General features: G+C 37.2%; 29 protein-coding genes and 1 riboswitch. Of the genes, 19 read left to right on the top strand and 10 right to left on the bottom strand.

Features of this window, described 5'->3' with window-relative positions; translation table 11 throughout:
- The first annotated feature begins 21 nt into the window (after positions 1 to 21).
- Entirely contained in the window at positions 22 to 285 is a 264-nt protein-coding gene (locus tag MKX65_RS12925; protein WP_160546780.1) for a hypothetical protein, read from the top strand.
- Between the two features lie 73 nt (positions 286 to 358).
- Here the strand turns inward: MKX65_RS12925 and MKX65_RS12920 are convergent, their stop codons facing one another.
- Positions 359 to 817: a DinB family protein gene (locus MKX65_RS12920; RefSeq protein ID WP_340903903.1), complete on the bottom strand. Its 459-nt coding sequence runs from the start codon at positions 815 to 817 to the stop codon at positions 359 to 361.
- A 154-nt stretch (positions 818 to 971) separates the two neighbouring features.
- Here MKX65_RS12920 and MKX65_RS12915 point away from each other — a divergent pair, with 154 nt between their 5' ends.
- Positions 972 to 1,448: a GNAT family N-acetyltransferase gene (locus MKX65_RS12915; protein ID WP_160546777.1), complete on the top strand. Its 477-nt coding sequence runs from the start codon at positions 972 to 974 to the stop codon at positions 1,446 to 1,448.
- 58 nt (positions 1,449 to 1,506) lie between these two features.
- Here MKX65_RS12915 and MKX65_RS12910 read toward each other — a convergent pair whose 3' ends face one another.
- The gene (locus MKX65_RS12910; protein ID WP_340906389.1) at positions 1,507 to 1,662 is read right to left on the bottom strand and encodes a hypothetical protein; all 156 of its coding nucleotides are present in this window, start codon (positions 1,660 to 1,662) and stop codon (positions 1,507 to 1,509) included.
- An 88-nt stretch (positions 1,663 to 1,750) separates the two neighbouring features.
- Here MKX65_RS12910 and MKX65_RS12905 point away from each other — a divergent pair, with 88 nt between their 5' ends.
- Both MKX65_RS12905 and MKX65_RS12900 read left to right on the top strand, forming a co-directional pair.
- A complete protein-coding gene (locus MKX65_RS12905; protein WP_160546775.1) occupies positions 1,751 to 2,107 on the top strand; it encodes a VOC family protein in 357 nt (118 codons plus the stop codon).
- A gap of 12 nt (positions 2,108 to 2,119) precedes the next feature.
- Positions 2,120 to 3,001, top strand: a complete 882-nt coding sequence (locus tag MKX65_RS12900; protein ID WP_160546774.1) for an aminoglycoside 6-adenylyltransferase — start codon at positions 2,120 to 2,122, stop codon at positions 2,999 to 3,001.
- 102 nt (positions 3,002 to 3,103) lie between these two features.
- Here the strand turns inward: MKX65_RS12900 and MKX65_RS12895 are convergent, their stop codons facing one another.
- On the bottom strand, positions 3,104 to 3,502 hold the full coding sequence (locus tag MKX65_RS12895) for a MarR family transcriptional regulator (RefSeq protein ID WP_160546772.1): 399 nt from the start codon (positions 3,500 to 3,502) through the stop codon (positions 3,104 to 3,106).
- A gap of 301 nt (positions 3,503 to 3,803) precedes the next feature.
- Here MKX65_RS12895 and MKX65_RS12890 point away from each other — a divergent pair, with 301 nt between their 5' ends.
- The gene (locus MKX65_RS12890; protein ID WP_160546771.1) at positions 3,804 to 4,205 is read left to right on the top strand and encodes a VOC family protein; all 402 of its coding nucleotides are present in this window, start codon (positions 3,804 to 3,806) and stop codon (positions 4,203 to 4,205) included.
- Between the two features lie 166 nt (positions 4,206 to 4,371).
- Here the strand turns inward: MKX65_RS12890 and MKX65_RS12885 are convergent, their stop codons facing one another.
- The gene (locus MKX65_RS12885) at positions 4,372 to 5,919 is read right to left on the bottom strand and encodes a sigma 54-interacting transcriptional regulator (protein ID WP_160546770.1); all 1,548 of its coding nucleotides are present in this window, start codon (positions 5,917 to 5,919) and stop codon (positions 4,372 to 4,374) included.
- 169 nt (positions 5,920 to 6,088) lie between these two features.
- On the opposite strand from MKX65_RS12885, the gene pruA reads away from it, so the two are divergent.
- Both pruA and MKX65_RS12875 read left to right on the top strand, forming a co-directional pair.
- Positions 6,089 to 7,633, top strand: a complete 1,545-nt coding sequence (gene pruA, locus MKX65_RS12880) for an L-glutamate gamma-semialdehyde dehydrogenase (RefSeq protein ID WP_160546769.1) — start codon at positions 6,089 to 6,091, stop codon at positions 7,631 to 7,633.
- Positions 7,634 to 7,696: 63 nt separating this feature from the next.
- Positions 7,697 to 8,611 carry a proline dehydrogenase family protein gene (locus MKX65_RS12875; protein ID WP_160546767.1) on the top strand — a complete coding sequence of 305 codons (915 nt, stop codon included), beginning with the start codon at positions 7,697 to 7,699 and terminating at the stop codon, positions 8,609 to 8,611.
- A 66-nt stretch (positions 8,612 to 8,677) separates the two neighbouring features.
- Here MKX65_RS12875 and MKX65_RS12870 read toward each other — a convergent pair whose 3' ends face one another.
- Positions 8,678 to 9,019, bottom strand: coding sequence for a helix-turn-helix domain-containing protein (locus MKX65_RS12870; protein WP_340903901.1), 342 nt, complete (start codon positions 9,017 to 9,019; stop codon positions 8,678 to 8,680).
- A gap of 176 nt (positions 9,020 to 9,195) precedes the next feature.
- Here MKX65_RS12870 and MKX65_RS12865 point away from each other — a divergent pair, with 176 nt between their 5' ends.
- The 3 genes from MKX65_RS12865 to MKX65_RS12855 all read left to right on the top strand — a co-directional run bounded on the left by MKX65_RS12865 (position 9,196) and on the right by MKX65_RS12855 (position 11,847).
- Positions 9,196 to 10,200: an asparaginase gene (locus MKX65_RS12865; RefSeq protein ID WP_160546766.1), complete on the top strand. Its 1,005-nt coding sequence runs from the start codon at positions 9,196 to 9,198 to the stop codon at positions 10,198 to 10,200.
- Positions 10,197 to 11,042 carry a YitT family protein gene (locus tag MKX65_RS12860; protein WP_340903900.1) on the top strand — a complete coding sequence of 282 codons (846 nt, stop codon included), beginning with the start codon at positions 10,197 to 10,199 and terminating at the stop codon, positions 11,040 to 11,042. Before MKX65_RS12865 ends, MKX65_RS12860 begins: the two co-directional genes overlap by 4 nt.
- A 223-nt stretch (positions 11,043 to 11,265) precedes the next feature.
- A complete protein-coding gene (locus tag MKX65_RS12855) occupies positions 11,266 to 11,847 on the top strand; it encodes a cell wall hydrolase (protein ID WP_160546763.1) in 582 nt (193 codons plus the stop codon).
- Between the two features lie 28 nt (positions 11,848 to 11,875).
- On the opposite strand, the gene MKX65_RS12850 is transcribed toward MKX65_RS12855, so the two are convergent.
- Entirely contained in the window at positions 11,876 to 12,703 is an 828-nt protein-coding gene (locus MKX65_RS12850; RefSeq protein ID WP_160546762.1) for an STAS domain-containing protein, read from the bottom strand.
- A 201-nt stretch (positions 12,704 to 12,904) separates the two neighbouring features.
- Positions 12,905 to 12,992: riboswitch (cyclic di-GMP riboswitch) on the top strand.
- 121 nt (positions 12,993 to 13,113) lie between these two features.
- Here MKX65_RS12850 and MKX65_RS12845 point away from each other — a divergent pair.
- The 3 genes from MKX65_RS12845 (at position 13,114) to MKX65_RS12835 (ending at position 17,071) form a co-directional block, all read left to right on the top strand.
- Positions 13,114 to 15,303: an EAL domain-containing protein gene (locus tag MKX65_RS12845; RefSeq protein WP_160546761.1), complete on the top strand. Its 2,190-nt coding sequence runs from the start codon at positions 13,114 to 13,116 to the stop codon at positions 15,301 to 15,303.
- A gap of 5 nt (positions 15,304 to 15,308) precedes the next feature.
- Entirely contained in the window at positions 15,309 to 16,178 is an 870-nt protein-coding gene (locus MKX65_RS12840) for an NAD(P)-binding domain-containing protein (RefSeq protein WP_160546760.1), read from the top strand.
- A 296-nt stretch (positions 16,179 to 16,474) separates the two neighbouring features.
- Entirely contained in the window at positions 16,475 to 17,071 is a 597-nt protein-coding gene (locus MKX65_RS12835; protein ID WP_160546759.1) for a cell wall hydrolase, read from the top strand.
- Between the two features lie 146 nt (positions 17,072 to 17,217).
- On the opposite strand, the gene MKX65_RS12830 is transcribed toward MKX65_RS12835, so the two are convergent.
- Positions 17,218 to 17,349, bottom strand: coding sequence for a hypothetical protein (locus MKX65_RS12830; RefSeq protein WP_340903897.1), 132 nt, complete (start codon positions 17,347 to 17,349; stop codon positions 17,218 to 17,220).
- Positions 17,350 to 17,478: 129 nt separating this feature from the next.
- On the opposite strand from MKX65_RS12830, the gene MKX65_RS12825 reads away from it, so the two are divergent.
- The 3 genes from MKX65_RS12825 (at position 17,479) to MKX65_RS27100 (ending at position 18,707) form a co-directional block, all read left to right on the top strand.
- Entirely contained in the window at positions 17,479 to 17,607 is a 129-nt protein-coding gene (locus MKX65_RS12825) for a hypothetical protein (RefSeq protein ID WP_340903895.1), read from the top strand.
- A 111-nt stretch (positions 17,608 to 17,718) separates the two neighbouring features.
- Positions 17,719 to 18,327: a LysE family transporter gene (locus MKX65_RS12820; RefSeq protein WP_160546758.1), complete on the top strand. Its 609-nt coding sequence runs from the start codon at positions 17,719 to 17,721 to the stop codon at positions 18,325 to 18,327.
- A 74-nt stretch (positions 18,328 to 18,401) separates the two neighbouring features.
- On the top strand, positions 18,402 to 18,707 hold the full coding sequence (locus MKX65_RS27100; protein WP_445677950.1) for a CBO0543 family protein: 306 nt from the start codon (positions 18,402 to 18,404) through the stop codon (positions 18,705 to 18,707).
- 76 nt (positions 18,708 to 18,783) lie between these two features.
- Here MKX65_RS27100 and MKX65_RS12815 read toward each other — a convergent pair whose 3' ends face one another.
- On the bottom strand, positions 18,784 to 19,242 hold the full coding sequence (locus tag MKX65_RS12815; RefSeq protein WP_340906248.1) for a CBO0543 family protein: 459 nt from the start codon (positions 19,240 to 19,242) through the stop codon (positions 18,784 to 18,786).
- 42 nt (positions 19,243 to 19,284) lie between these two features.
- Positions 19,285 to 19,911 (bottom strand): DUF2238 domain-containing protein, encoded by a 627-nt coding sequence (locus MKX65_RS12810; protein ID WP_160546756.1) that lies wholly within the window; start codon positions 19,909 to 19,911, stop codon positions 19,285 to 19,287.
- 204 nt (positions 19,912 to 20,115) lie between these two features.
- Here MKX65_RS12810 and MKX65_RS12805 point away from each other — a divergent pair, with 204 nt between their 5' ends.
- The 3 genes from MKX65_RS12805 to MKX65_RS12795 all read left to right on the top strand — a co-directional run bounded on the left by MKX65_RS12805 (position 20,116) and on the right by MKX65_RS12795 (position 24,127).
- Positions 20,116 to 22,461 carry an EAL domain-containing protein gene (locus MKX65_RS12805; protein WP_160546755.1) on the top strand — a complete coding sequence of 782 codons (2,346 nt, stop codon included), beginning with the start codon at positions 20,116 to 20,118 and terminating at the stop codon, positions 22,459 to 22,461.
- Between the two features lie 132 nt (positions 22,462 to 22,593).
- Positions 22,594 to 23,739 carry a substrate-binding domain-containing protein gene (locus tag MKX65_RS12800; protein ID WP_160546754.1) on the top strand — a complete coding sequence of 382 codons (1,146 nt, stop codon included), beginning with the start codon at positions 22,594 to 22,596 and terminating at the stop codon, positions 23,737 to 23,739.
- 61 nt (positions 23,740 to 23,800) lie between these two features.
- Positions 23,801 to 24,127 (top strand): YnfA family protein, encoded by a 327-nt coding sequence (locus tag MKX65_RS12795; protein WP_340906246.1) that lies wholly within the window; start codon positions 23,801 to 23,803, stop codon positions 24,125 to 24,127.
- 54 nt (positions 24,128 to 24,181) lie between these two features.
- Here the strand turns inward: MKX65_RS12795 and MKX65_RS12790 are convergent, their stop codons facing one another.
- The gene (locus MKX65_RS12790) at positions 24,182 to 24,619 is read right to left on the bottom strand and encodes a GNAT family N-acetyltransferase (protein WP_160546752.1); all 438 of its coding nucleotides are present in this window, start codon (positions 24,617 to 24,619) and stop codon (positions 24,182 to 24,184) included.
- Positions 24,620 to 24,668: the final 49 nt, after the last annotated feature.

Genomic DNA, 24,668 nt, shown 5'->3' with positions numbered 1-24,668 from the left:
CTAACTTTGAGGAGTGAAGATATGTTTTTGAATGGCGCCATTATCGACGGTATCTTTGATTCCTCTGTAAATGAATTCACTTTACAGAGAGTGAAAAGCTTTGATACACAATCGGTTCTTAATGAATCGCAAATAAACAATATTTATCAATACTTACACTTGCATCGGGATAATGAGGACGGACAAATCATTACTCTCTATGATCAAATGCCACTACGACTTTCAAAAGAGGAAAGCAACCAATTGATTGGGGATATAGAGAAAGTGATGGCAATGTACCACTAATGGGTTTTTAAATGGAAAAATGTAAACATAGACCGCATACATTTCTTCGGGAAAGTTGCGGTCTATACATGTTTTAGAGAAACTTCTTAATATCTAAAATGGCTTGCATATGTAAGCCTTCGTGGAAAATTGTACGAATGAGTACTTGTTCAATCGTATGCATTCCCATCTCAGTTGGCGGAAATTCTTCCTCTAATCTTTCTCCATACATTTCTTTAATCTTTACAGGTTGTTCACTTAGTAACTGCTTTAACTCTTGGAAAGAAGGAGTGTCCTTTTCAAAACTATCAGGACTTGATCCATATCCAAACCATGATTGAAATTGCTCTGGCACACCTGTTTTTTCATTCGTAACCGCTTGGATCCATAGATACTGATCTAGATAAATATGTCCAACATTCCATCGAATATTATTTTTAAATCCGTCAGGTATGATTTCCGCTTGTTCTTCCGATATACCCTTTAAGACTCCCAATAACTCACTTCGATAGCTTTCCAATTGAGTCAACAACACCTCATGACGTGGATTCATTATACTTTCCCCCTTATTTTTGAATATGTAATTATTCGATAAGTTGAACAATTATCCTGCTAACAAAAGAAAATAAATGGTAAGTATATGCTATAATTGTAATATATTTCATATTCGTAGATTGCCTATATTGGAAATATAAAGGGAGCGGGTCATGAACTATAAAATAATGAAAGCGAATTCAAAGGAAATGGATTTACTGCAAAATTTACTTCAATTTTATATTTATGATTTCTCAGAGTTTATTGATATCGATGTTGAAGAAAATGGGGAATTTAGCGAGTATCCACTTAGTAAGTACTTTACAGAGCCGGATCATTTTCCATATTTACTTTCGGTAGAGGGGAAGTATGCGGGGTTTGTTCTTGTAAGATTTATACAAGAGGAGAGAAAATCGTATTTTTCTATAGCAGAATTTTTTATTATGAAAAAATACCGTCGTGCAGGAATAGGTACATTAGTGGCAAAAGAAATTTTTCAATTACATAATGGCAGTTGGGAAGTAGTTCAGATGAGTAAAAATATACCAGCACAAGTTTTTTGGAGAAAAGTAATCAATGACTTTACTAGTGGGAATTACAGTGAGACTGTCTTAGAAGGAAAGCGTGTAACTCAAGAGTTTAGTAGTTAACTTTCGTAGAAGGAGAAGGCTATGAGGAATTGGAAAAAAAATAACCTCAATGATGAGGTTATTTTCTGTTTGCTTGACGTCCGCTTTTTTTCTGACTTTGTGATTTTGAGTTTCCGATTTGAAAATCATCGCCTAATTCTACATCATTACGCTTATCCTGCTTTTCAATTTTTTCTCTAGTTTGATCTTTGTTTTGCATTCCTTGATGAGACAATTCTCTCACCTCACTTTCATGTAGTATCGGTTGTAGTATGTGCATGGTTGGAAGAATTATTTATATATAAAATAACGGAGGTAACTTCATGAAAAACCCAATAAAAAATGAGGTTGGTACAGTTTTTATCCCTGTTAGTGACATTGAAAAAGCAAGAGATTGGTATTGTGATGTATTAGGTTTGCCATTGGATGGGGAAATCTTTCATGGTCATATCTATGTCCTTCCCATGAAGGGAACCGGAATTGTTCTAGATAGTAAAATCTATTCAGATGAACGTGTCTCCACCGTGCCAATGCTCCATTTTAACACGGATAATATCGAAGAAGCCTTTCATTATTTGAAGGGAAAGCAGCAGGTGGAAATCGTTACCGACATTCAGCACGGTCATTATTTTAATATCAAAGATCCAGATGGAAATACACTTATGATCTGTAAGTGTTAACGGAGGTGAAACATGCGAAGCGAAAAAGAAATGCTAGATCTAATTTTACGAGTGGCAAAAGAGGATAACCGAATTCGTGCAGTTTATATGAACGGATCAAGAACAAACTCTCACGTTCCGAAGGACATTTTCCAAGATTATGACGTGGTTTATGTTGTAGAGGAAACGGCTTCATTTATTGAAGAAAATACATGGATTAATGTGTTCGGGGAATTGCTTATGATTCAGGAGCCTGACAGAAATGACCAATTCATTGGTAGGGAGGTCGATTTGAGTCAGTCATACGGGTACTTAATGCTTTTTACAGACGGTAATCGTATCGATCTTCGTATTCAAACACTAGGAGAAATGATTAAGGATTACGGGAGTGACTCACTAACAGTGCCTTTATTGGATAAGGATGGAGTCTTACCAATCATTCCACAAGCATCTGATGAAGGCTACCATGTAAGACGCCCAAGTATTAAACAATATCTGTCTAATTGTAATAATTTTTGGTGGTGTCTTCAAAATGTAGCAAAGGGGATTTGGCGTGACGAATTGCCTTATAGCAAGCAAATGTTTGAGTTGGTTATTCGATCAGAATTACATCAAATGGTTGATTGGTGGATTGGAAGTCAGCACAATTTTAAGATATCACCTGGGAAATTTGGGAAGTATTATAAAAAACATTTGCCCAAGAGGTTTTGGGAGATGTATAAAAAAACTTATTGCGATAGTGAGTATGATCATATGTGGGAATCGCTTTTTACAGCCTGTGAATTATTTCGGATTTTGGCAGTTGATGTGGGGGAAGAATTGGGTGTGGAGTACCCGTATATAGAGGATAAGAACATGATGATGTATTTAGAAGGGGTTCGGAACTTACCTAAGGATGCAACGGATATTTATTAATGATTTTGATCATTTATTATTGTTAGATATTCCAATTAGGGTGGACCTATTATGTGCCGATCTCTTTGTGTGAAAAGGCAGGTGAAACCCATTTTTCACCTGCTACATTTTTGTAAATTGTTTAAATAGCTGTATGTTATTGATTTCCTCTAAATGAATTTCTGATAATTTTTCCAATATATTTAGTCCTTTATTGGTCACACGAATGAGCACGCTACGGCCATCTTCTGGGTTACTTTCTCTTTCAACAAGACCAGCTTCCTCACAGCGGTCGATCAGGCCAACACATGCATGATGAGTAATTTGAAGTCTTTCTGCTAGCTCGCCTGTTGTAACAATACTCTTTCCAGGGAACCCTTGAATGGCTAATATTAATTGATGCTGCTGAGAGGTGATCCCTTGTTCTTTTGCAGCTGCTTCACTGAATTTTAGAAATTTACGAAGCTGATAACGAAATTCACCTAAATATTCATATATTTCCTTTGATAATAGAGAACTCAACTACTTTCAACCTTTCTCGTCTGATTGATATTTATATCTTAACATGATATAATCAAAATACCAAATAATATCTTAATACGATATAAATAACTTGAGGTGATGGGGATGCATGAAGAAGTGGGGAAATGTAAGAAATGTGGGAAGACGATTTTCTGCTTGGATGGTTTTCTCAATGGGGTAGTGGACACTAATGGCGAGATTGAATGTTTTCCTTGTTCAGAGGAACAGTTTCAGGAGTAAAAAGTTCTCGAATAATAGTAAGTGGATGTCTGTGGAAGATCAATAGAAGGGAAGATAAGAATTGAGTGAATCATTAATTAGGGTAGGAACGACGTATATACCGGTAACTAATGTGGAAGACTCTGCTGACTGGTACGTTACGAATCTAGCTGCAGAACTTAGTTATCAAGATGCAGACAAAGCGATTATTAATCTAGCGAACCAAAGTTTTTTCTTAGTTAAGGCCAATGAAAATCAATCTTCTAATTTCTTAGATTATAAAGGGGGAAAATGGTTTTCAGTCACATTCGAGGTGGATGGAATGGATGCCTTACAGAATTTACATAAAGAATTTAAAGAAAAAGGTGTGAGAGTTGGCGACATCGAAAATAGAGGTCATGCAGGAAGAAACTTTGTCTTTTATGATCTTGATGGAAATGGGTTTGATGTGTGGAGTGAATTGAGTCCTACATTTAAAAGATAAACAACTTATGGCCCGAGGAGCTAGAAAAAGTGCTCCTTCGGGTCATAAAGCCTGTTTTATAACCCGATGATAGAGGGAAAAAGATCTTTTGAGTCATAAAAAGTCTTTTATAACCCGAGCTTAGATGTTATTGGGTGTTAAAAGTCATAAACCTAAAAGACTAAATTTACAATCCATATTTCTTCATCTTATTATATAAAGTCACACGTGACCATCCGAGCATTTTGGCTGCAGCGGATTTATTTCCATACGTTTGATGAAGAACTTGAGTGATTTTGGACCGTTCATCCTCAAACGTTTCCTCACGCAACACATTGACGGTAGGCTGGGACTTGCTTTTAAAAAGGGCGGTTGGCAGTTCGGCAACAGTGATCATATTGTCATCAGCCAAAATCATCATTCGTTCCACCGTGTTTTTGAGCTGACGAATGTTTCCGTTCCATGGGTAATGCATGAATGTGACCATTACCTCTGGGGCAACAACGGGAACAGGCTTATCATATTTAGCAGAGAACTCTTTTAAAAATAATTGGACGAGTTCTGGTAAATCCTCGATCCTCTCGCGTAAAGGTGGGAGAGGCACCACAACAACATTTAATCGGTAATACAGATCTTCACGGAACAATCCTTCTTCCACCATCTTCTCTAAGTCCCGATTGGTTGCAGCGATAATTCGTAAATCAATGGGGATGGGTTCATTCCCGCCCACACGATAGTATTGCTTTTCTTGTAATACGCGGAGCAGTTTCACTTGCAACTCAAGTGGAAGCTCGCCGATTTCATCTAAAAACAAAGTTCCATTCTTCGCAGCTCCAATTTTACCTAGTTTTCCTTCCTTTACAGCGCCTGTAAATGCTCCTTTTTCATATCCAAACAGTTCACTTTCAAAAAGGGCAGCAGGAATTGCTCCACAGTTCAAGTCGACAAAGGGTCCCTCCGCGCGTGTACTCGCCTTATGAATGGCTTGCGCAAATAACTCTTTTCCAACCCCACTTTCACCTGTAATCATGACGGTAGCATCCGTCCGAGCTACTTTTTTGGCAAGCGTAATAGATGTATTTAATGCTTGACTACGACCTTTAATTTTATAAAAAGGGTCATCGATTTCATTCGGCTCAATTTGACTTTCTAAATCCTGAATATATGCAGCTGTGGTGGATAGCTCATCATTTAGTTTTACGATATCGGTAATATCACGTTCTACCGAAATTCCTCCAACAATCTCTCCGTTACTCAGTAAAGGAAGGGAGTTAATCAACACGTGTACATCTTGTTTTGGCTGGTTGTATTGTCGAGTAACCGTAGATCCGTCTGATAATGTCTTCATTAATACGACCGATTCTTTTTGGAAAAAGTTCGTAATGGGATTTCCGATGATCGTTTCAGCAGCTGTCTCGTAAAGTTCTTCTGCCTTTGGATTCCAGGCGACCACCTGCCCCGATTGATCGACGATCGTAATGGCGTCATCAACCGCTTGTAATAGTGTTTCGTACATATTGGACAAACTTTTCCATTCTTGAAAAATACATTCGAAAAGTGCAGACTTCGGAACAACAAAGGCTGGATCACCAGAATCATCTACTAAAAGGACATCCTCTAAAGCTTTTACATCTGACAAACGAGCATGTAGGGGATAGGTTTGCATTTCTTCTATATAAATAGCTCCATCAATTGGTTGGGAAAGAGCTTGAAGCAGAATGTTTTTATTTATCATCCGATCACCTTCACTACTGTTAATTTGGTTTACAAAATTGTAAAGACTTTACACATATTTTACAATCTTGTAAATGTACTGTACAGATAATTTTCCCATTTTCGTACTTTTTTAAGTTGGCATGCTTCTTGCATATTAAATGGATATACAAACAAAGAGGAGGATGTTTATGTATTCTTACAAACATGAACCATTTACAAATTTTTCACTTGAGGACAACCAACAAGCATTTAAAAAAGCTTTAGAATTAGTAAATTCACAGTTAGGAAAAGAATATCCGCTAACCATTGGCGGAAAGAAGATCACAACAGAGTCAAAAATTACTTCGTATAACCCAGCAAACAAAGAAGAAATAGTAGGGGTAGTTTCAAAAGCAAGCAAGGAAATCGCTGAAGAAGCCATGCAAGCGGCGTTAACCGCGTTTGAATCTTGGAAAAATGTTGAGCCAGCCACGCGTGCCAATGTTTTATTCCGTGCGGCAAACATCATGCGTCGACGTAAGCATGAATTCTCTGCCTATCTAGTAAAAGAAGCAGGAAAGCCGTGGAAAGAAGCGGATGCTGATACAGCTGAAGCAATCGATTTCTTAGAGTTTTACGCAAGACAAATGAATCAGCTTTCTGCTGGGGTACCGGTTCAAAGCCGTGATGGAGAATTTAATCAATACAATTATATTCCACTTGGGGTAGGTGTCATTATTTCTCCTTTTAACTTCCCGTTAGCCATCATGGCTGGAACAACCGTAGCGGCAATTGTTGCAGGAAACTCTGTATTACTAAAGCCTGCAAATAACACGCCTGTAGTGGCAGCTAAGTTTGTTGAATTAATGGAAGAAGCCGGACTGCCAGAAGGGGTTCTTAACTTCGTTCCTGGAAGTGGAGCAGAAATTGGTGATTACCTAGTGGATCATCCAAAAACTCGTTTCGTTTCCTTCACAGGTTCACGCGAAGTTGGTTGCCGTATTTATGAGCGTGCTGCAAAGGTACAACCAGGTCAAATTTGGTTAAAGCGCGTGATCGCTGAGATGGGCGGTAAGGACACAGTGGTTGTAGATAAAGATGCGGATCTAGAGTTAGCTGCAACGTCCATCGTTTACTCTGCGTTTGGTTTCTCTGGTCAAAAATGTTCAGCCGGTTCACGTGCAGTTATCCATGAGGATGTGTACGACGTTGTATTAGAAAAAGCAGTCGCTCTTACAAAGACTTTATCACTTGGAAATCCAGAAGATGTGAACACATATATGGGACCAGTAATTGATAAGGCAGCTTACGATAAAATTATGAGCTATATTGCAGTAGGAAAAGAAGAGGGGCGTATCGCAGCTGGTGGAAATGGTGATGATTCAAAAGGATACTTCATTGAACCAACCATTGTAGCGGATGTGAAGGAAAAGGACCGTCTGATGCAAGAAGAGATTTTTGGACCTGTAGTGGCGTTCTGTAAAGCTCGTGACTTCGACCATATGATGACGATTGCCAATAACACAGACTACGGTTTAACAGGAGCTCTGATTTCTAATAATCGTGCCCATATCGAAAGAGCGAGAAAAGAGTTCCACGTAGGAAATCTTTACTTCAACCGTACGTGTACAGGGGCCATCGTTGGGTACCAGCCATTTGGTGGATTCAATATGTCAGGTACTGACTCAAAAGCAGGCGGACCAGACTACCTGGTATTACACATGCAAGCGAAAACAACTTCTGAAATGTTCTAATTGAATTCTGGCTCGGGCTGCACGTACCAATGTGCAGCCCCGATATAATGGGGGAGAAAGAGAATGATAGAGGCGATTTCAAAAAACTTCTTTTTAAAAGTATCGCAAAACAAGTCGATGAACAAAGCTGCTCGAAAATGGGGTCTTCGCTTTGGGGCTAGTCAGGTCGTTGCGGGAGAAACGATTGACACAGCGATTACAGCGGTAAAAAAGTTAAATAAAAATGGAATCGTTGCCACACTCGATCATCTTGGTGAGTTTGTATCGAGCAAAGCAGAAGCTAGTGAAGCAACTGATTATTGTGTACGTACATTACATGCGATGGCATCTGCGAAGGTAGATGGCAATCTTTCAGTAAAAATGACGCAATTAGGTTTAGACATCGATAAGCAGTTTTGCTTAGACAATATGAGAAAAATCGTCTCCACGGCAATACAATACAACAACTTCGTTCGGATTGACATGGAGGATTCCACACGCACTCAAATTACACTAGATATTTTAAAGGAATTACGCAAAGATTATGATAATGTTGGTACAGTAATTCAAGCGTATTTGTATCGATCAGAGACAGACGTGAGAGAATTAGTGGGAGTTCCGCTTCGCTTAGTTAAAGGAGCGTACAAGGAGCCTGCAGAAGTCGCTTATCAGGAAAAGACTGACGTGGACAAGAACTATATGACGATCATTAAAGAGCATTTAAAAAGTGGAAGCTACACGGCAATTGCCAGCCATGACCACAACATCATTGCGAAGGTGAAGGAATTTACCAACCAAGAAAACATTCCTACCTCTCAATTTGAATTTCAATTTTTATACGGTTTTCGTAATGAACTTCAGCAAAGTCTCGTAAAAGAAGGCTACAAAGTTCGTGTGTATGTTCCGTTTGGGGATGACTGGTTCGGCTACTTTATGCGTCGTTTGGCGGAAAGACCGCAAAACATTGCGTTTGCTTTTAAAGGATTCTTTTTTAAATAAGGCTCTTTTCTAAAACATTGTTGCTAAATAAAAGTGTAATAAGAAGAGAAGCGTGAATGTGGAGATTCAGGCTTCTTTTTTGCTGAAAGTTGAAATCTCCCTTTTTATACGTGTAAAAGCGATAAAATCTATCATTTCTTCCTTCGATAATGATTCTCCGTCCAATGTGAGTGCCATTGATTCCTCCTCAACTAGTTTGGTTAGCTCTAACGATTGCTCACTTCGTCCAAGAATATGGTCCACACTTGTTTCAAATAAATCGGCAATATCAGATAATGCCTGCAGAGAAGGCTCTCTATATCCATACTCATAACCTGCGTATGTACTTTTTGCGATTTCTAGACGATCTGCCGTTTCCTGCATCGACCACTTTCTACTTTTCCTCAAAGTTACTAATCGAGATAACACGGTTCATTCTTCCTCCAATGACTGATTGTTTTGTTCATTATAGCATGTTAGTAATGACAAGAATACAAAAATGTGCGCGAATTGAAAACAAATATTGCTTTATTTAATGATTTTATTATAATAAGCTTATAATAAATTGCAAATCGCGTACATATACGTAGAGGAGAAGAGAAACCATGAAAAAAATATTACTGCTTGCAACTGGAGGGACCATTGCATCGTTAGAGGGAAAGGACGGATTGGTTCCAGGACTAGCGCCAGTGGACCTGTTAAGCTATTCTTCGGATGTATCCTTGGCTGCTGATGTGACTTGCGAGATTTTAATGAATAGAGACAGTACGAATATGCAGCCGGAACACTGGATAGAAATGGCGTCTAAAATTGCTGATAACTACGATCAATATGATGGATTTGTTATTACGCATGGAACTGACACGCTAGGGTATACATCTTCTGCATTATCCTATATGCTGCAGGGTTTAAATAAGCCGGTTGTAGTTACGGGATCTCAAGTTCCGATTAGTTTTAAAAGAACAGATGCGATTAAAAATCTAAACGACGCCATCTGCTTTGCTTGTGAAAACGTTGGTGGAGTTTATGTTGTTTTTGATGGACGAGTGATCATTGGGACAAGAGCGGTAAAAATGAGAACGAAAAGCTTTGATGCGTTTGAAAGTATTAATCATCCTTATGTAGCACAAGTAAGAGAAAACAAGGTTACGTATTACTGGAGACCAGAGCAAACGATTCAGTCATTAAAATTAGATGTTAGTCTTTGCCCAGATGTGTTTGTTCTTACCTTACATCCAGGTACGAAGCCTGAAATTTTTGATTACTTAAAAGGACTGTATAAGGGAATTATAATTGAAAGCTATGGAAACGGTGGGGTTCCATTCGAGGAAAGAAGCTTGCTACCAAAGATTAAAGAATTGACTGAAGCAGGTGTTGCAGTTCTCATTTCGACACAGTGTCTAGAAGAAGGTGGAGATCTGTATTTATATGAAGTCGGACGGAAAGTAAGTCAGTACAATGTGATCGTCTCCGGAGATATGAATAAAGAAGCAATCGTACCGAAGCTAATGTGGGCTTTAGGTCAAACGGACGATCTGTCTCAGGTGAAAGAAATGATGGAAACACCGATTTCGTATGATCTATCCGTTGAATGGGGTCAAGAAGAGTGAGACAAGCCTATCATTTATTTCTTTTACATGTAGGGATTGCCCTAGTAGCGATTAATATTCACTTTTTTCTAGCACCTAATCAATTTGCTGCCGGAGGATTAGGTGGTTTGACGATTGTGATGCATCACTTTTTTCCTAACGTTTCGATTGGTTTACTAATGTTATGTTTTAATGTAGTTTTGTTTGGATTAGGTTTCATGTTTCTCGGTTTTAGCTTTGGTCTAAAGACGATTTACTCTAGCTTTATGTTATCGTTTATGGTTTGGTTGTTTGGGGAAGTTGCTCCGATGGCTGAACCTCTAAGTGAAGATAAACTGATTCAACTGATGGTCGGTGTATTAATTGCTGCACTGGGATTGGTCATCGTGATGAAAGAGGGAGCTTCAACCGGAGGAATGGACCTGATCGGCATGATATTAAATAAGTATTTTTCAATTGATATAGGTAAAGCTGTGTTGTTTTCCGATATGATTATCGTACTGCTGTCGATTGTTGCGTTTGGTGTGGAAAATGGGTTATATGCACTATTTGGAATTGTGTTAAGAGGGGTCGTTATTGACTATTTAATTCAACAGTTTAGTTTAACGAAGGAAGTTGTCATTATTAGCTATAAATGCGATTTAATTAAGAACTTTATTATTGAAAATCTAGGCCGCAGTGCTACCGTGCATGAAGCCAAAGGAGCCTTTAGCAACGAGCAAAAGGAAGTCATAACAATCGTCCTAAAACGAAGCGAGTTTCATTCGTTGAAAAAATATATTAATGAAATCGACAAACGAGCTTTTATTAGTGTACATAATATGAGTGAGGTCGTCGGAAATGGATTTAAGAGTATGGTTTAGGTGGAAAAATCTCGTGTTACATTTCTGAAATATATGTAATATACAAAAAAGCAATCATTATTTTCTTAAGTAAACCTGGTAATTACACCCATCATATTAGTGGATAAAGCCCGGTCTATCAATATATTGTGTCAATAAAATTTATTTGTCCAATAATTGGAACATGCACGGGTATATTACATCTGGTAACCTTCTTGGTATCGACAACAAGGAGGTATTTTTTATGAAAAACATTCTAAAAAAACTACTTGTTCTCTCTACTCTATCGTTCACATTGGTTGGGTTCGAAACTACTTCGAGCGCAGCTGAACAAACTCTTTCAGTGAAAAGTGGAGAAACATCTTGGAAAGTAGTAAGCAAAACGGATAACTCTGCTCTAGAATTAATAAAAGAGAATCATGATAAATTTCCAACATTATATGAAAAGGAAATTGATGTTACAGATCAGGAAAAGGAATTGATGGCCCGACTCGTAAGCGCGGAAGCAAAAGGAGAGCCGTACGAAGGGAAAGTGGCTGTGGCAGAAGTTATTATTAACCGAGTAGAGCATGAAGAATTCCCTGACACAGTAAAAGAAGTTGTATATGAGCAGGTATCTGGTACGTATGCATTTTCTCCTGTTCAAAATGGAGAGATTAACAAGCCAGCGGATGTGGAATCAGTGGAAGCGGTAGAAGAGGCTCTAGTTGACAAAGAGAATGATTCAGAGGCTATATATTTTTATAATCCGGAAATCGCAACGGACACATGGATTTTATCAAGACAAGTGATAGAAACAATTGGAAACCATCGATTTGCGATTTAAAAACCAGGGAAAAAAAACCATGGTTTTTCTATTGAATAATGTATTGCTTTAATGCTTGTTGTAAAGTTCCTAATGTTTTTGTCTTCATAAAGAAGGAGGAAATATCTAAATGAATCATCTTTTTAACCACTTCGGCACGTAAACCAGTAATAATCGAATGGCAACCCATCATGGAAGTACCATCGATGATTTTCATGAGATGATCGATCACGTCGGGTTCCATATTGCCAATTCCTGATAAATCAATAATTAACGTTTGAATTCGTAGTCTTCCAATTTCTGTGAGAACCTTTTCTTCAAGTATGGCCGTTCGGAAGGAGTCTACGGTCCCAATTAAAGGCAAAATACATACAGAAGAAGTGATTGGAATAATAGGTACTGATAGATTTTCAACTAGTTGTCTTTGTGCAACAATTAGGGCATCTTTGTAATTTGAATAACTGATAAAGAAAGTATTCAAAAACTGGTCGACACGGTTATTAATTTGTAGCTCGAGATGAAAGAAGTCATCCAAATCATATTTGTTGGAAAGATTGTTAAACGATTGAATAAATCTCCAAAGTGTACGCCTTATCGCTTGAACCCACTCCAGTTTGAAGGATAATTCAATTGAATGGGTTGCCCAGACAATTCCCTCCTGCTTGGCAAAAGCTTTCAGTGCATCTTCATTACCATCAATAATGTCAATGACCAGCTTTTGAGCATTCGAGACTAAGTTGATATTACCGATCCTTAGTATTTCATCGATCCGATCTTTTACATTTACAGCCTCTAGAAGAAGTGAGTTCTTAAATTTATCTTTATTTTCTTCAATAAAGTATTTTAAGTCAAAAGAAGCTTGATATGTAAGTTCCATAAGATGTTCCCCCTTTTACATTTCCCCAAGAACTGATACCCGTAAAATGTATTTGATAAACATGTTTTTACAATAAATATTAATTATATATTTAATGAGGAAAAAGAACGATTTTTTAATTAAAAAAACAGTGACTTTTATCATAGTTATCGACTATTTTCGACAAATCTTCTATAATATGTTTGCTAAAATATAAAATAAAATTGAAAAAGGCAAACTCATTGAAAGGTGGGGACGCAAAGCTACAGGTCTAAGGTTCAAAAGGAACTAGGATGGCTGAGTTGCCAAGGGAATAATCGGAAGACCTATATCCCTTTTGGTATAGGTCTTTTCTGTATTTCTTTAAATTTATTGGCCATACACCTTTAACATTACAATAGAAATATAACAGAAGAGAAGAAGGTCATGTCATGAGCAACCAAAAATTCGATTTATTGGAGAAAGTGTTTCATACAAGTAATGATTACTTAATTGTAAAAGATGTTAATGGAAGATGGATCGAAGCAAATAAAAAGACCCTGCAATTATTTGATATTGAGGAAGGGGCATATAAGGGAAAAACGGATGAACAACTTGCACAGAAATACAAAAAGTTTGAGAACTATGGTCCTATTTGTGTTCATTCAGACAATCAAGCGTGGGTAAGTAAAACAGAATTTCAATTAAAAGAATCGTTTCGTATGGATGGGAATGACTATACATTTCATGTTAGAAAGATTCCACTTTATGATGAGAACGGTTATGCAGATAGTTTAGTCGTAGTAGGTAGAAATATTACGGAGCAAGAAAAATACCAAGCCATTAGTGATAAACAGTATAAAGCCTTACAAATGATTGCGTCAGGTGAACCATTAATTGATGTTTTTCGAAATATTGTGAATGCTGTGGAGGTACTATCTAGTAACAGTATTTGCTCGATAATGTTTTATGAAGAGAGTGAGAATTGGTTACGTAACGGATATTCACATAGCTTTCCAGATGGATTTTTAAAGAAAATCGACCGGTTTCCAGTTGGTTTGAACTATGCATCTTGTGGACATGCTGCTTTCACGAAAGAGATAGCAATTGTCTCGGATATTGAAACTGACCCATCTTGGTCTAATTGGAAAACGATCCCTTTGAGCTATCAATTGCATTCTTGTTGGTCGATTCCCATTCTGTCGTCAAAAGGAGAATTATTCGGTACATTTGCGATCTATCATCCTGAAGTAAGAAAACCAAAGTCGTATGAAATCGAATTACTTAAAGTATTTAGTTATTTAACTGGATTAGCGATTGAAAGGGATAATCAGGTAAAAGAAATCCAATACTTGGCATCTCATGACACATTAACAAATCTCCCGAATATCCGATTTTTAAAGGATGTTATTGATCGTTTAATTAGTAGACAAGATGAGTTTGCGATTTTGTTTATTGATTTAGACCGATTTAAGCCTATTAATGATACCTTCGGACACGCGGTAGGAGATCAGGTGTTAAGTGAAGTAGCAAGGCGGATAAACTCAAATATCCCGAAGAAAGGGATCGTCACCCGTATGGGTGGTGATGAATTTGTCATCCTTTTAAGAAAAATGAAAATTGAGAAACAACCAAAAGCAGTGGCAGAAAAAATATTACAAGAAATAAAAGAACCGATAATAATAAATGACAGAGAGTTTTACGTATCAGCTAGTATTGGGATCAGTATGTACCCATTTCATGGTCATACAGGGGACATATTAATTAGAAATGCAGATGTTGCGATGTATAGTGTAAAAGGCGAGGATGGACAATCCATCCAAATGTTCAATGATTCCCTCACGAAGCACGGTACAGAATTATTTATGTTACAAGGAGAACTTCGTGAAGCAATCAAGCAAGAGCAATTTTTTATACAATATCAACCGAAAATTCAATTGGCAACAGGTAAATTTACTGGTCTAGAAGCACTCATCAGATGGAAGCATCCACTGAAGGGGAACATCAGTCCTGACACATTTATCCCATTAGCAGAGGAAAGTGGATTTATTGATGCGTTAGGAGAATGGGTTCTCCGGGAAGTATGTTTACAGGTAAAGAAGTGGAGGGAGACAAACCTAGCACATTTACCTGTTGCAGTAAATGTGTCTGTGAGACAATTTGTTTTAAATGATATCCCCAGTTTAGTGGAAGATATTCTAGCAGAATATGATCTACCATCCGAATCAATTGAGATTGAAATTACAGAAAGTGTGCTAAGTAAGCATGAATATTTAATTCAAAATGCAGTTAGCAAGCTTCAAGAAATTGGAGTGAAAGTGTCAATTGATGATTTTGGGACAGGATATGCTTCAATGACGTATTTAAAACAATTTCGTGCAAATAAAATCAAAATTGATCGTTCTTTTATCAGCTCTCTTCCACATGATGTAAATGAAGCAGCCATCGTTTCTGCGGTTATTACATTAGCGCGTGATTTACATATGGATGTTATTGCAGAGGGCATTGAGACGAAGGAACAACTCGACTTTTTATTAGAAAAAGGCTGTTCTGAAGGCCAAGGGTACTATTTCAGTCGTCCGGTATCTTCAAATGAAATCGAGGAACTATTTGAAAGAGTAAATAAATTTAAAAGGGAGTGAAAACTTTGAAAGTTGGATTGATCGGCTTAGGAAATATGGGTTTACCGATGGCTGAAAATCTTTTGAAAAATGGCTATGAATTAGTAGTATACAATCGGACGAAAAGTAAATGCCATGACCTAACCACAAAAGGAGCCATTATAGCTAACACTCCTGCTGAAGCAGCAAGACAAACGAATATCGTACTTACTATTCTTTCTGACGATACAGCATTGGAGAACGTTGTGTTTGGTGAGGAAGGAATACTTGCGGGGTTACAACCAGGAGGCATTCATGTGTCTATCAGTACCATCAGTGTGTACTTGGCAAAAAAACTAACGGTTGACCATGAAAATGCCAGTCAACATTTTATTTCTTCCACCGTTTTAGGTCGTCCTGAGGCAGCGGCAGCAGCTGCTTTACGCTTTATAGTTGCAGGTCCAGAAGAGGCAAGGAAGAAAGTAAAACCCATCCTTCAATCGTTAGGGCAAGATGTTTTTATTGTTGGTGAACAAGGGTATTTATCAAATGTGGCTAAACTAGGAAACAACTTCTTACTTGTTTCCATGCTAGAGTCCTTATCAGAGATCTTGGTTATGGTAGAGAAACATGGAGTTGAACCAAAGCAGTTTTTAGAAATTATTAATTCTCTGTTTGCATCTCCAGTTTATAATACTTATGGAAAAATGATGACAAATGAACAGTTTGATCCTGCTGGCTTTAAGCTAAAGCTAGGATTAAAGGATGTGAACCTAATGATTGATGCAGCGAATGAGGTATCCACCCTGTTGCCAATTGCTAATCTCGCGCAATCTCACTACAGTTATGCGATCGAAAAAGGCTGGGGAGATTTAGATTGGTCAGCGATCATGAAGGTACTAAAGGAGATCAATTAAGTAGAGTCAATAGGCTCTACTTTTAATTTGTGGAGGAAAATAAGAGTCGGGGTTAGGCAAAATGTTGACCAAAAAGCTTGTCATCATTTAGAAATATACCTGTAATATCCCTCGAATCAAGAAAAAAATGAAGAGACATTGCTGGAAATTTGATCCTTTTCAAAGCTTATGAACCGTTGATGCTATTGCTATTGGGAAAATTAACTAATTGAAGGGAAATTTTGGTTCATGAAACGGTATGTTACATCTGGTAATCTACTAGTTGTTCGAGAAAACAGCAATTGGAGGTACAAACTATGAAAATGGTAAAAAAATTACTAGTGATCTCAACTCTATCATTTACATTGGTTGGATTCGGATCAGCAGCAGGTGCTGCAACTCAATCACATGTAGTACAAAAAGGAGATACGTTCTGGAATATCGGGTCAAAGTATGGTGTATCTGTATTAAATTTAATGAAGCAAAATAACAAAACGACATCACTATTATATCCAGGTGAAAAGCTAGTGATTCCTGCAACTAATTTGTCAGCAGCTGATAAGGATTTATTAGCGAGACTAGTAAGTGCGGAAGCTAAAGGGGAGTCTTACGCAGGGAAAGTAGCTGTTGCGACAGTGATTTTAAATCGTGTGAATCACCCAGATTTTCCTAATACAGTAAGTGAAGTCATTTATCAAATCGACCAAGGTTATTATGCATTTACACCTGTTAAAAATGGAACTATTAACCAGTCAGCAGATGAAGAATCAAAGCGTGCAGTTGACGAGGCGCTAGCGTTCCAAGGGCAAGGACAAGGTTCATTATACTTTTACAATCCACAAACAGCCGCAAGCGACTGGGTGTTCTCTCGTGAAACCACGATTACAATTGGAAACCATAGATTTGCGAAATAAATAATAGCAAGAGGGAATGTCCCTCTTGCATACATAACATTTCTACCCATAAATAGCCATTTGATCTCATCATTCGCTGTATTATGTAAAAGATAACGTATTGTGTTCAAATAAATAAGGCAGGAACTAATTCCTGCCTTATGGTGTTACTTTTGTTTTTTCTGTTGGGCCTTCATTTTATTACTTGTTAACTCAGCTGCGTATTCCTCTTGTGACATTCCTCGTTTTGCGCTTTCAGACTCAATCTTTCTAGTCTTGTTATCATTACGATTTGGCATAGTAACACCTCCCTTTAAACAAAGATATTTTGTACAAAGTTTACACTTCTATTCAAAGGAGAATACGTATGAAAAAAATAAGTAAACTAAAACCGTATTGCCAAACAAAGATAAGGAAGGTGAGACAAGATGGCGAAAAATAAAAACAATCAATTTAAGAATAATAAAAATGCTTTACCTAAAGCGGATGTAGAATTTTCGTCTGAAAATGGGTTAGAAAGAAAAGCGTTGAAGGCATTGAAGAAAGTAAATAAGTAAAAATGGAAAAGTCGAATTCCGTTATTTTAGGGAATTCGACTTTTCCAATTAGTAGAGACTCATCCAACTATTTCTTATAAACTATAAGAAATAGCATCAGGAGGAGTTTTCATGTTTGAAGCAATTATTCATGGGTTTATTTTAGCATTTGGATTAATCTTGCCTTTAGGAGTTCAAAATGTTTTTGTATTTAACCAAGGCGCGACACAAGCTCGATTTTTAGGGGCATTACCGGTGATTATTACTGCGGCTATTTGTGACACATTACTTATTTCCCTAGCCGTCTTAGGAGTCTCGGTGGTGGTTCTTGACTATGATTGGTTAAGAATGCTTTTGCTTTTTGCAGGCATCCTCTTTCTCATTTATATGGGATTTGTTACTTGGAATAGTAAACCAGCTATGAATGAAGGGGAGAGTGGAATATCTTTTTCACCGAAAAAACAAGTTATTTTTGCTATGTCGGTATCGTTGCTCAACCCTCATGCCATTTTAGATACAATTGGAGTGATTGGAACTAGCTCCTTAGCCTATTTAGGTTTTGAGAAACTAGCATTTGCTATTACTTGCATACTGGTCTCATGGCTGTGGTTCCTTGGCTTAGGAATTGTCGGAAGAATGTCGGGTAGGCTTGATCAATCTGGTCGCTTCTTATTGATCTTAAATAAAATCTCAGCAATTGTCATGTGGGGGACAGCTATTTATATTGGTGTTACCCTATGAGTTTCAAAAAAAGGTCTAAAACCATTGGGATAGAGGTCCATGCTTTTTTGTTTGCCTGCATACTTCATCTATGAATAGATGGAAGAATTGGAGGGAACATACAAACAAAATCATTCAACCATCCATATATATTTCCCGCGTATTTACTTTATCGAGATGCTATCATTCCTCTACTCGTACTCATTTTCGTGAATGGTTTTTATACAACCAAAGGATTGCGAATTAGGGCAATTTATTTCTTTATATGCTTCATCTGTTTACATGCTATGGAAGTACTTTTACTACAGTATAAAATAATCGAATATCTCAAATGGAAATGGTTGTTTTCAGCTATCACAAATGTTGGATACCTGATGATGGGATTATTCATAGTTCATTGATAAAATGAAATAAAAGTCAATCTTCTTTAAGGGAAGATTGGCTTTTATACTGAAGAAGTTTATTTCATAAAAGTCTTTATTGAGTCTTAGATAAACTTCTAATCATACCCATAAGCGCTCGTACAATAAGAAAACTAAAGGCGATCGACAGAAAACTATAATAGGAGTTCCACGATTTTTTATAGCTTATCAATTTTGTCTTCCTTTCAAGAAAGTGTTCAGCTATGGCAGAGGGAACACTAAAATAAAGACATTTTTTTACTATGTCAAATACGCTAGAGGTTTTAGTGATTTGGTTAAAATACACACATGAGATCGGGAACAGTAAATAACTAAATAATACACTGATATCAAAGCCGCTGATTAGATTCACAGGATATTTTAAGAACCCTTTTCTTACAAGTAAGTTATCAATAAAGGTAGCGAAGTAACTTTTCAGAAAAAATACTAGCAACCAATCTTTAATAGGTGGTTTCCTTAATAAGTTAATGAACAACCCAAGACTGATAATAAATAAAGCTTTCAAAATATTCATTTCTAATTTATTCCTCATAATATCCTCCTTACTTGAAATAGTTTATCCATCGGACTTTTTCCTCAAGTATTTATTATGTACGCTAGTAAGAAGAATCAAAGCAATGATTGAGCCTGCAAGGGTAAGCGACATATCCCACTGTGAATCCCATATATCACCTTGAGTGCCTAAAAAATCCTTCGATGCTTTTCCGCCATGTGTAATGATCGACACAAGCCATTCAATGATCTCATATAAAGCCGAAATAGCAAGGGCTACACTTAAGGAAAGGGAAGCTAACCATTTTCCTTTTGATAGTGATGATTTTCGGATTAAGATTTCTCTTATAACGATGATCAAAAGTCCTTTTAAGAAATGACCGAACCGATCATAGTGATTTCTTTCGAAATGAAAATCATCTTTAATCCAATTAAAAAGGGGGACTTCAGAGTAGGTATAGTGCCCTCCGATAAAAGTGAAAATGGACAGAATAGCAATGATGAAGTAGGAAAGGGTTGTGAGTTGAAATTTTTTATAAATAGCAATCACAACAAGCAGTCCAATAACCGCAGGGAGTACCTCCAATGTCCATATTCGATAACCAACAGGTTTAATAGCCGACCAAATAAAAACAGCAACTACAATTAGTAGCAGGAGCAAATGAATTTTTATGCCAGCCTTTTTACTCAATATTTTCACCTCCACTTATAGTATTGACAATCGATAGTAGGTAAATGCAGTCAAGTAGTTCGTTCGAAGGATACACTCCATCTGCAGGTTTCTTTAATGGAATATCAAAATGGTTGTTATTAAAAAGTGGCAAAGCATTTACAGAAGAGCTGCTAAGCTCTTGACTGACCTTGCCAAATCTTTAATGAAGTAGATGGAAGCTGGATGGACCTGTATAAGGTTTATCCAGTTTTTTGCATTATTAATGAGTTAATACAAATAATAGGAAAAATACGTTTCGGATTTGTGAAGGGAAATGGTGTTCGCATGTGGAAGGATTGGGGCGTAGCAAAGAAAGCAGCATTACACTTTGTCATTTTTTATATCACCATTAGCTGCTTGTGGGTTTTATTATCCGATTATATTTTCACAAGAAACCTAAATAATTTTCCTGAATGGATGAATACGTCAAAAGGCATGTTTTTTATCATATTAAGTGGGTTTGTCTTCTATAATTTATTAAAAAAAATGATCAAAGATATTATTAAAGATGAGCGTTATTACAGACTAATTGTAGAAAATGCTTCTGATTTAATTTTGGTGATTGATCAGCATGGAAAAATGGAGTACATTTCTCCATCGCTTCTATCGATTGTTGGCTATCACCCACAGGATTACATTGGAAAAACGGTAAAAGAAATATTCAGCCAAGAAGAGATAACAAAATTAAGGTACAGCTATATACTAAAAGATCAAAATGTACCAATAAAATTTAGAATAAAGAATAAAAGTGGGAGAACCATTCTTCTCGAAGGTAAAGGGGTGTCCATCGCTGACGAAAAGGATTCAGGCCGGTATGTCGTTATTGTTCAAGATATTACGGAACGTGACAGAGCCGAAAGAGATCTATTAGAAAGTGAAGAGAGATATCGGAAGCTAGTCGAATATTCACCTGAAACAACTTTGATACATAAAAATAGAAAAATCATTTACGTGAACCAAGCTGGCGTAAGGTTAATAGGGGCTCATCATTCTAAGGAAGTCATGGGAAGAGATGTGCTAGATTTTATCTATCCAGAGGACCTAAACCAGGCTATTGAAAAGATGAAGCAAGTCAAAAAGGGGATATCTGAAATTAGTGAATATCGTATCCTAAGGTTAGATGGTACAGTCATTTATACGGATATGATGGCGTTTTTAACGACCTATGAGGGAGAAGAAGCTACTCAAGTCATAGTCAGAGATATTTCAAAACGGAAAAAAGCAGAAGAACAAGTTCAGTTATTAGCATATTACGATTCATTAACCGGCATGGCAAATCGCAATCTTTTGTATGAGCATTTAAACGAAACAGTAACAAGAAGCGAAAAGATAGGACAATCCTTTGCTGTCATGTTTTTGGATTTAGATCGGTTTAAGATGATCAATGATACGTATGGACATAGTTTTGGGGATTTATTATTACAGAAGGTAGCTACGAGACTAAAGAACTCTATAGGTGAGGAAGGAAGTATCTTTCGTTATGGAGGGGACGAGTTTATTATTGTCCTAAAAACTGGTAAACGGTCTAGAGTGTCTGAGATAGCGGAAAAAATCATTTTTACGTTAGCTTCCCCATTTGTAATCAATGACCGACAAATGTTCATTTCAACAAGTATAGGAATAAGTGTCTACCCAAAAGATGGAGATAATGTAGAAGCGATTATCCAAAATTCAGATATTGCCATGTACAATGCAAAGGAAAATGGAAAGAATAATTACCAATATTACACTTCTTCTCTAAATCTTAGTAATCAAAGGCGAATGGAATTAGAAACTGGGCTACGGAATGCTATTAACAATAACGAGTTGAGCCTTCATTATCAACCTCAGGTAAACCTTGTATCCAATCAAATCATTGGATTAGAAGCATTGGTCCGTTGGCAACACCCTAAATATGGTTTTATCTCTCCAGCAGAATTTATCCCACTTGCCGAAGAGACAGGCCTCATTTTCTCGATTGGAAAGTGGGTATTAAAAACGGCTTGTACTCAGTGTAAGCAATGGATTGATTTCGGTTTACCGATTGAGAGTGTATCAGTTAATGTGTCTCCCTTACAATTTCGAGAGAAAAACTTTGTTTCATCCGTCAATCAGATACTAGAGGAGTCGGACCTACCTCCGAGATATCTTGAACTAGAAATTACCGAAAGTGTAACTAGCAATGTGAATCAAGCACTGAGCATTATGAAAGAAATTAAAGAACTCGGGGTAAGATTTGCTATTGATGACTTTGGTACGGGGTATTCTTCTCTTAACTACTTAAGACATTTTCCCATTCATAAGTTAAAAATTGATAAATCTTTCATTGATGAAATCAATCAGCATAAGGATGGAGAAGAGATTGTAAAAACAATCATTGAATTGGGTAATCGGTTACGTTTTCAGGTCATTGCTGAAGGAGTAGAAGACGAACAGCAACTTTCCTTCTTAAAAGAAAATAACTGCTATTTAGCGCAAGGGTATTTCTTTAGTAAGCCACTTCCGGCAGAGGAGATTGAAGTTCTTTTAAGAAAGAAAATAGTGGAGTAAAATACCTTTCAAAAGCTTTTAGATGGAAGGTATTTAATTTGTTTATAAAATTTTCCAAATTCTCTTTCCTTCAATTGGAAATATAGTTATAATTAGTGTAAAAATACACTATTTGTTTAACAGGAGGGAATTATGAGGTTATTTGGAGCGATTGTAGTTGTTTTCGTTTTTGGGTTTATTGGATTCTATGGAACTATCATTCTAACAATCTCAAGATCGTCCGAGTTTTATCCTATTTTTACCCCTATTGTGGCACTTGGTTTAATGATTATTTCAATCTTAGGTATTTATGACCAATTGAAGAAAAAGGTAGTAAAACGACTCTCAATCGGATTTCTGGCTCTGGCTGTATGTGTGGTGGGTGGCTTTGAAGCTTATCAATCTTATTTAAAAAGTCTGGAAGTGGTAAGTACGCAAGATGTGGATTTATCTCAATATCTCCCGTTTGTTGAAAACTCAAAGGTGGTAACGTTAGATGAGGCTTCTACGTTTAACATTGAAGAAAATCCTCCAACTCTAGATGGAGCCACGGCTCTTTATCCGGTATATGCAGGATTTGTTCAAGCTGTTTACCCGGAAAAAGAATATTCATTAGATGAAAGTGAAGTGGTTTCGACTCAAACGAGTTTTGCGTTTAAGCGTTTAGTAAAAGGTGAGGTTGATATGGTTTTTATGGCACACCCGTCTGAGGAACAAATGAAGAATGCTAGACTCCAAGGAGTGGAACTAACTTTAACCCCGATTGGAAGAGAAGCCTTTGTGTTTTTTGTTCACAAAAACAATCCAGTGGAGGAGCTAACGGTTGAGCAAATTCAAGGGATCTATTCAGGAGAAATTACCAACTGGAAGGAAGTAGGAGGAAAGGACGAAGAAATCCGTGCCTTCCAACGACCAGAAGGAAGTGGCAGTCAATCAGCACTAATCAATTTTATGGGAGATATCCCCATTATGGATCCGCCATCAAAGGATATCGTTTCCGGAATGGGAGGCATCATTCGGGAAACGAGTAATTATCAAAACCGTCGAAATGCTATCGGTTACTCGTTCAGACATTTTTCAGAGGAGATGGTGCAGAATGGAAAAATAAAGAATATTTCCGTAAATGGGGTACTTCCTACAAAAGAAAATATCCAGAGCGAGACGTATCCAATTGTCGCCAATTTCTTCGCTATTACAGGGAACAGTCAAAACCCTCATCTTGATGAATTTCTCCAATGGATACAATCAGAGCAGGGGCAGGAAATTGTTGAGCGAACAGGTTATGTTCCGTTGAAGTGATTTCTGACTGTGGTAATATTATGTAATGAAAATTCATTAGAAAAAACAGGAAGTGGTTTCAATTATCAGTGCATTCATATTGTTTTTATGTGCAGGAATAGCTGAAATAGGTGGTGGCTACTTAATCTGGCTTTGGCTACGAGAGGGCAAACCGGTGTATTGGGGAATAGCTGGTGGAATCGCATTAGCTCTATATGGTGTGATTGCAGCATTTCAATCTTTTCCTTCCTTTGGTAGAGTATACGCTGCCTATGGTGGAGTGTTCGTTGTGCTTTCTGTCCTATGGGGATGGGGAGTGGATAAGAAAACACCTGATTTCTATGATTGGGTAGGAGCTGCAATCTGTGTATTAGGGGCTGCCATTATCCTTTTTGCCCCACGTCAATAAAAAGGCGTATTGCTTTAGAACGTAGCAATACGCTTTTTTTCTTATTGAAAGTAATTATTTCGTTAAATCTTTTTTCATTAAAACATGAGGAATGTTTGCGTCCATAAAAACATCTGAGGCGGTGTGATAGCCCAGCTTTTTATAAAAGCCTTCTGCTTGGGTTTGACCGTGCAATTTTGCATGTGTCATGCCTTTTTCAAGAGCAATTTCTTCCAGTGTTGAAATGATCATTTTTCCAAGTCCATATTTTCGGTACTCTTCTAATATACATATTCTTTCTAGTTTGCCAAAGTGGTAGACAAATCTTACGCGTCCTGTACCTACGGCTTCTTCCTGATAATATACTAAAATATGTTCGCAATCTGCACCTAATGTATCAAACTGATCAAATTCTTCCTCAAGTGGCACATCTTGTTCATCAACAAAAACCTTCTCTCTAATGGAAAAAGCTTTTTGTAAGTCTTCTTGATGGGTAATTCTTTTTGAAAACATGTTCTCATTCCTTTTGTCTAATAGTGGTTGTTGACTCTAATATAACAAA

Origin of the sequence: Robertmurraya sp. FSL R5-0851 (assembly GCF_038002965.1) — a bacterium.
GTDB lineage: Bacteria > Bacillota > Bacilli > Bacillales > Cytobacillaceae > Robertmurraya_A > Robertmurraya_A beringensis.
This window is presented reverse-complemented; position numbering and strand designations above follow the sequence as displayed.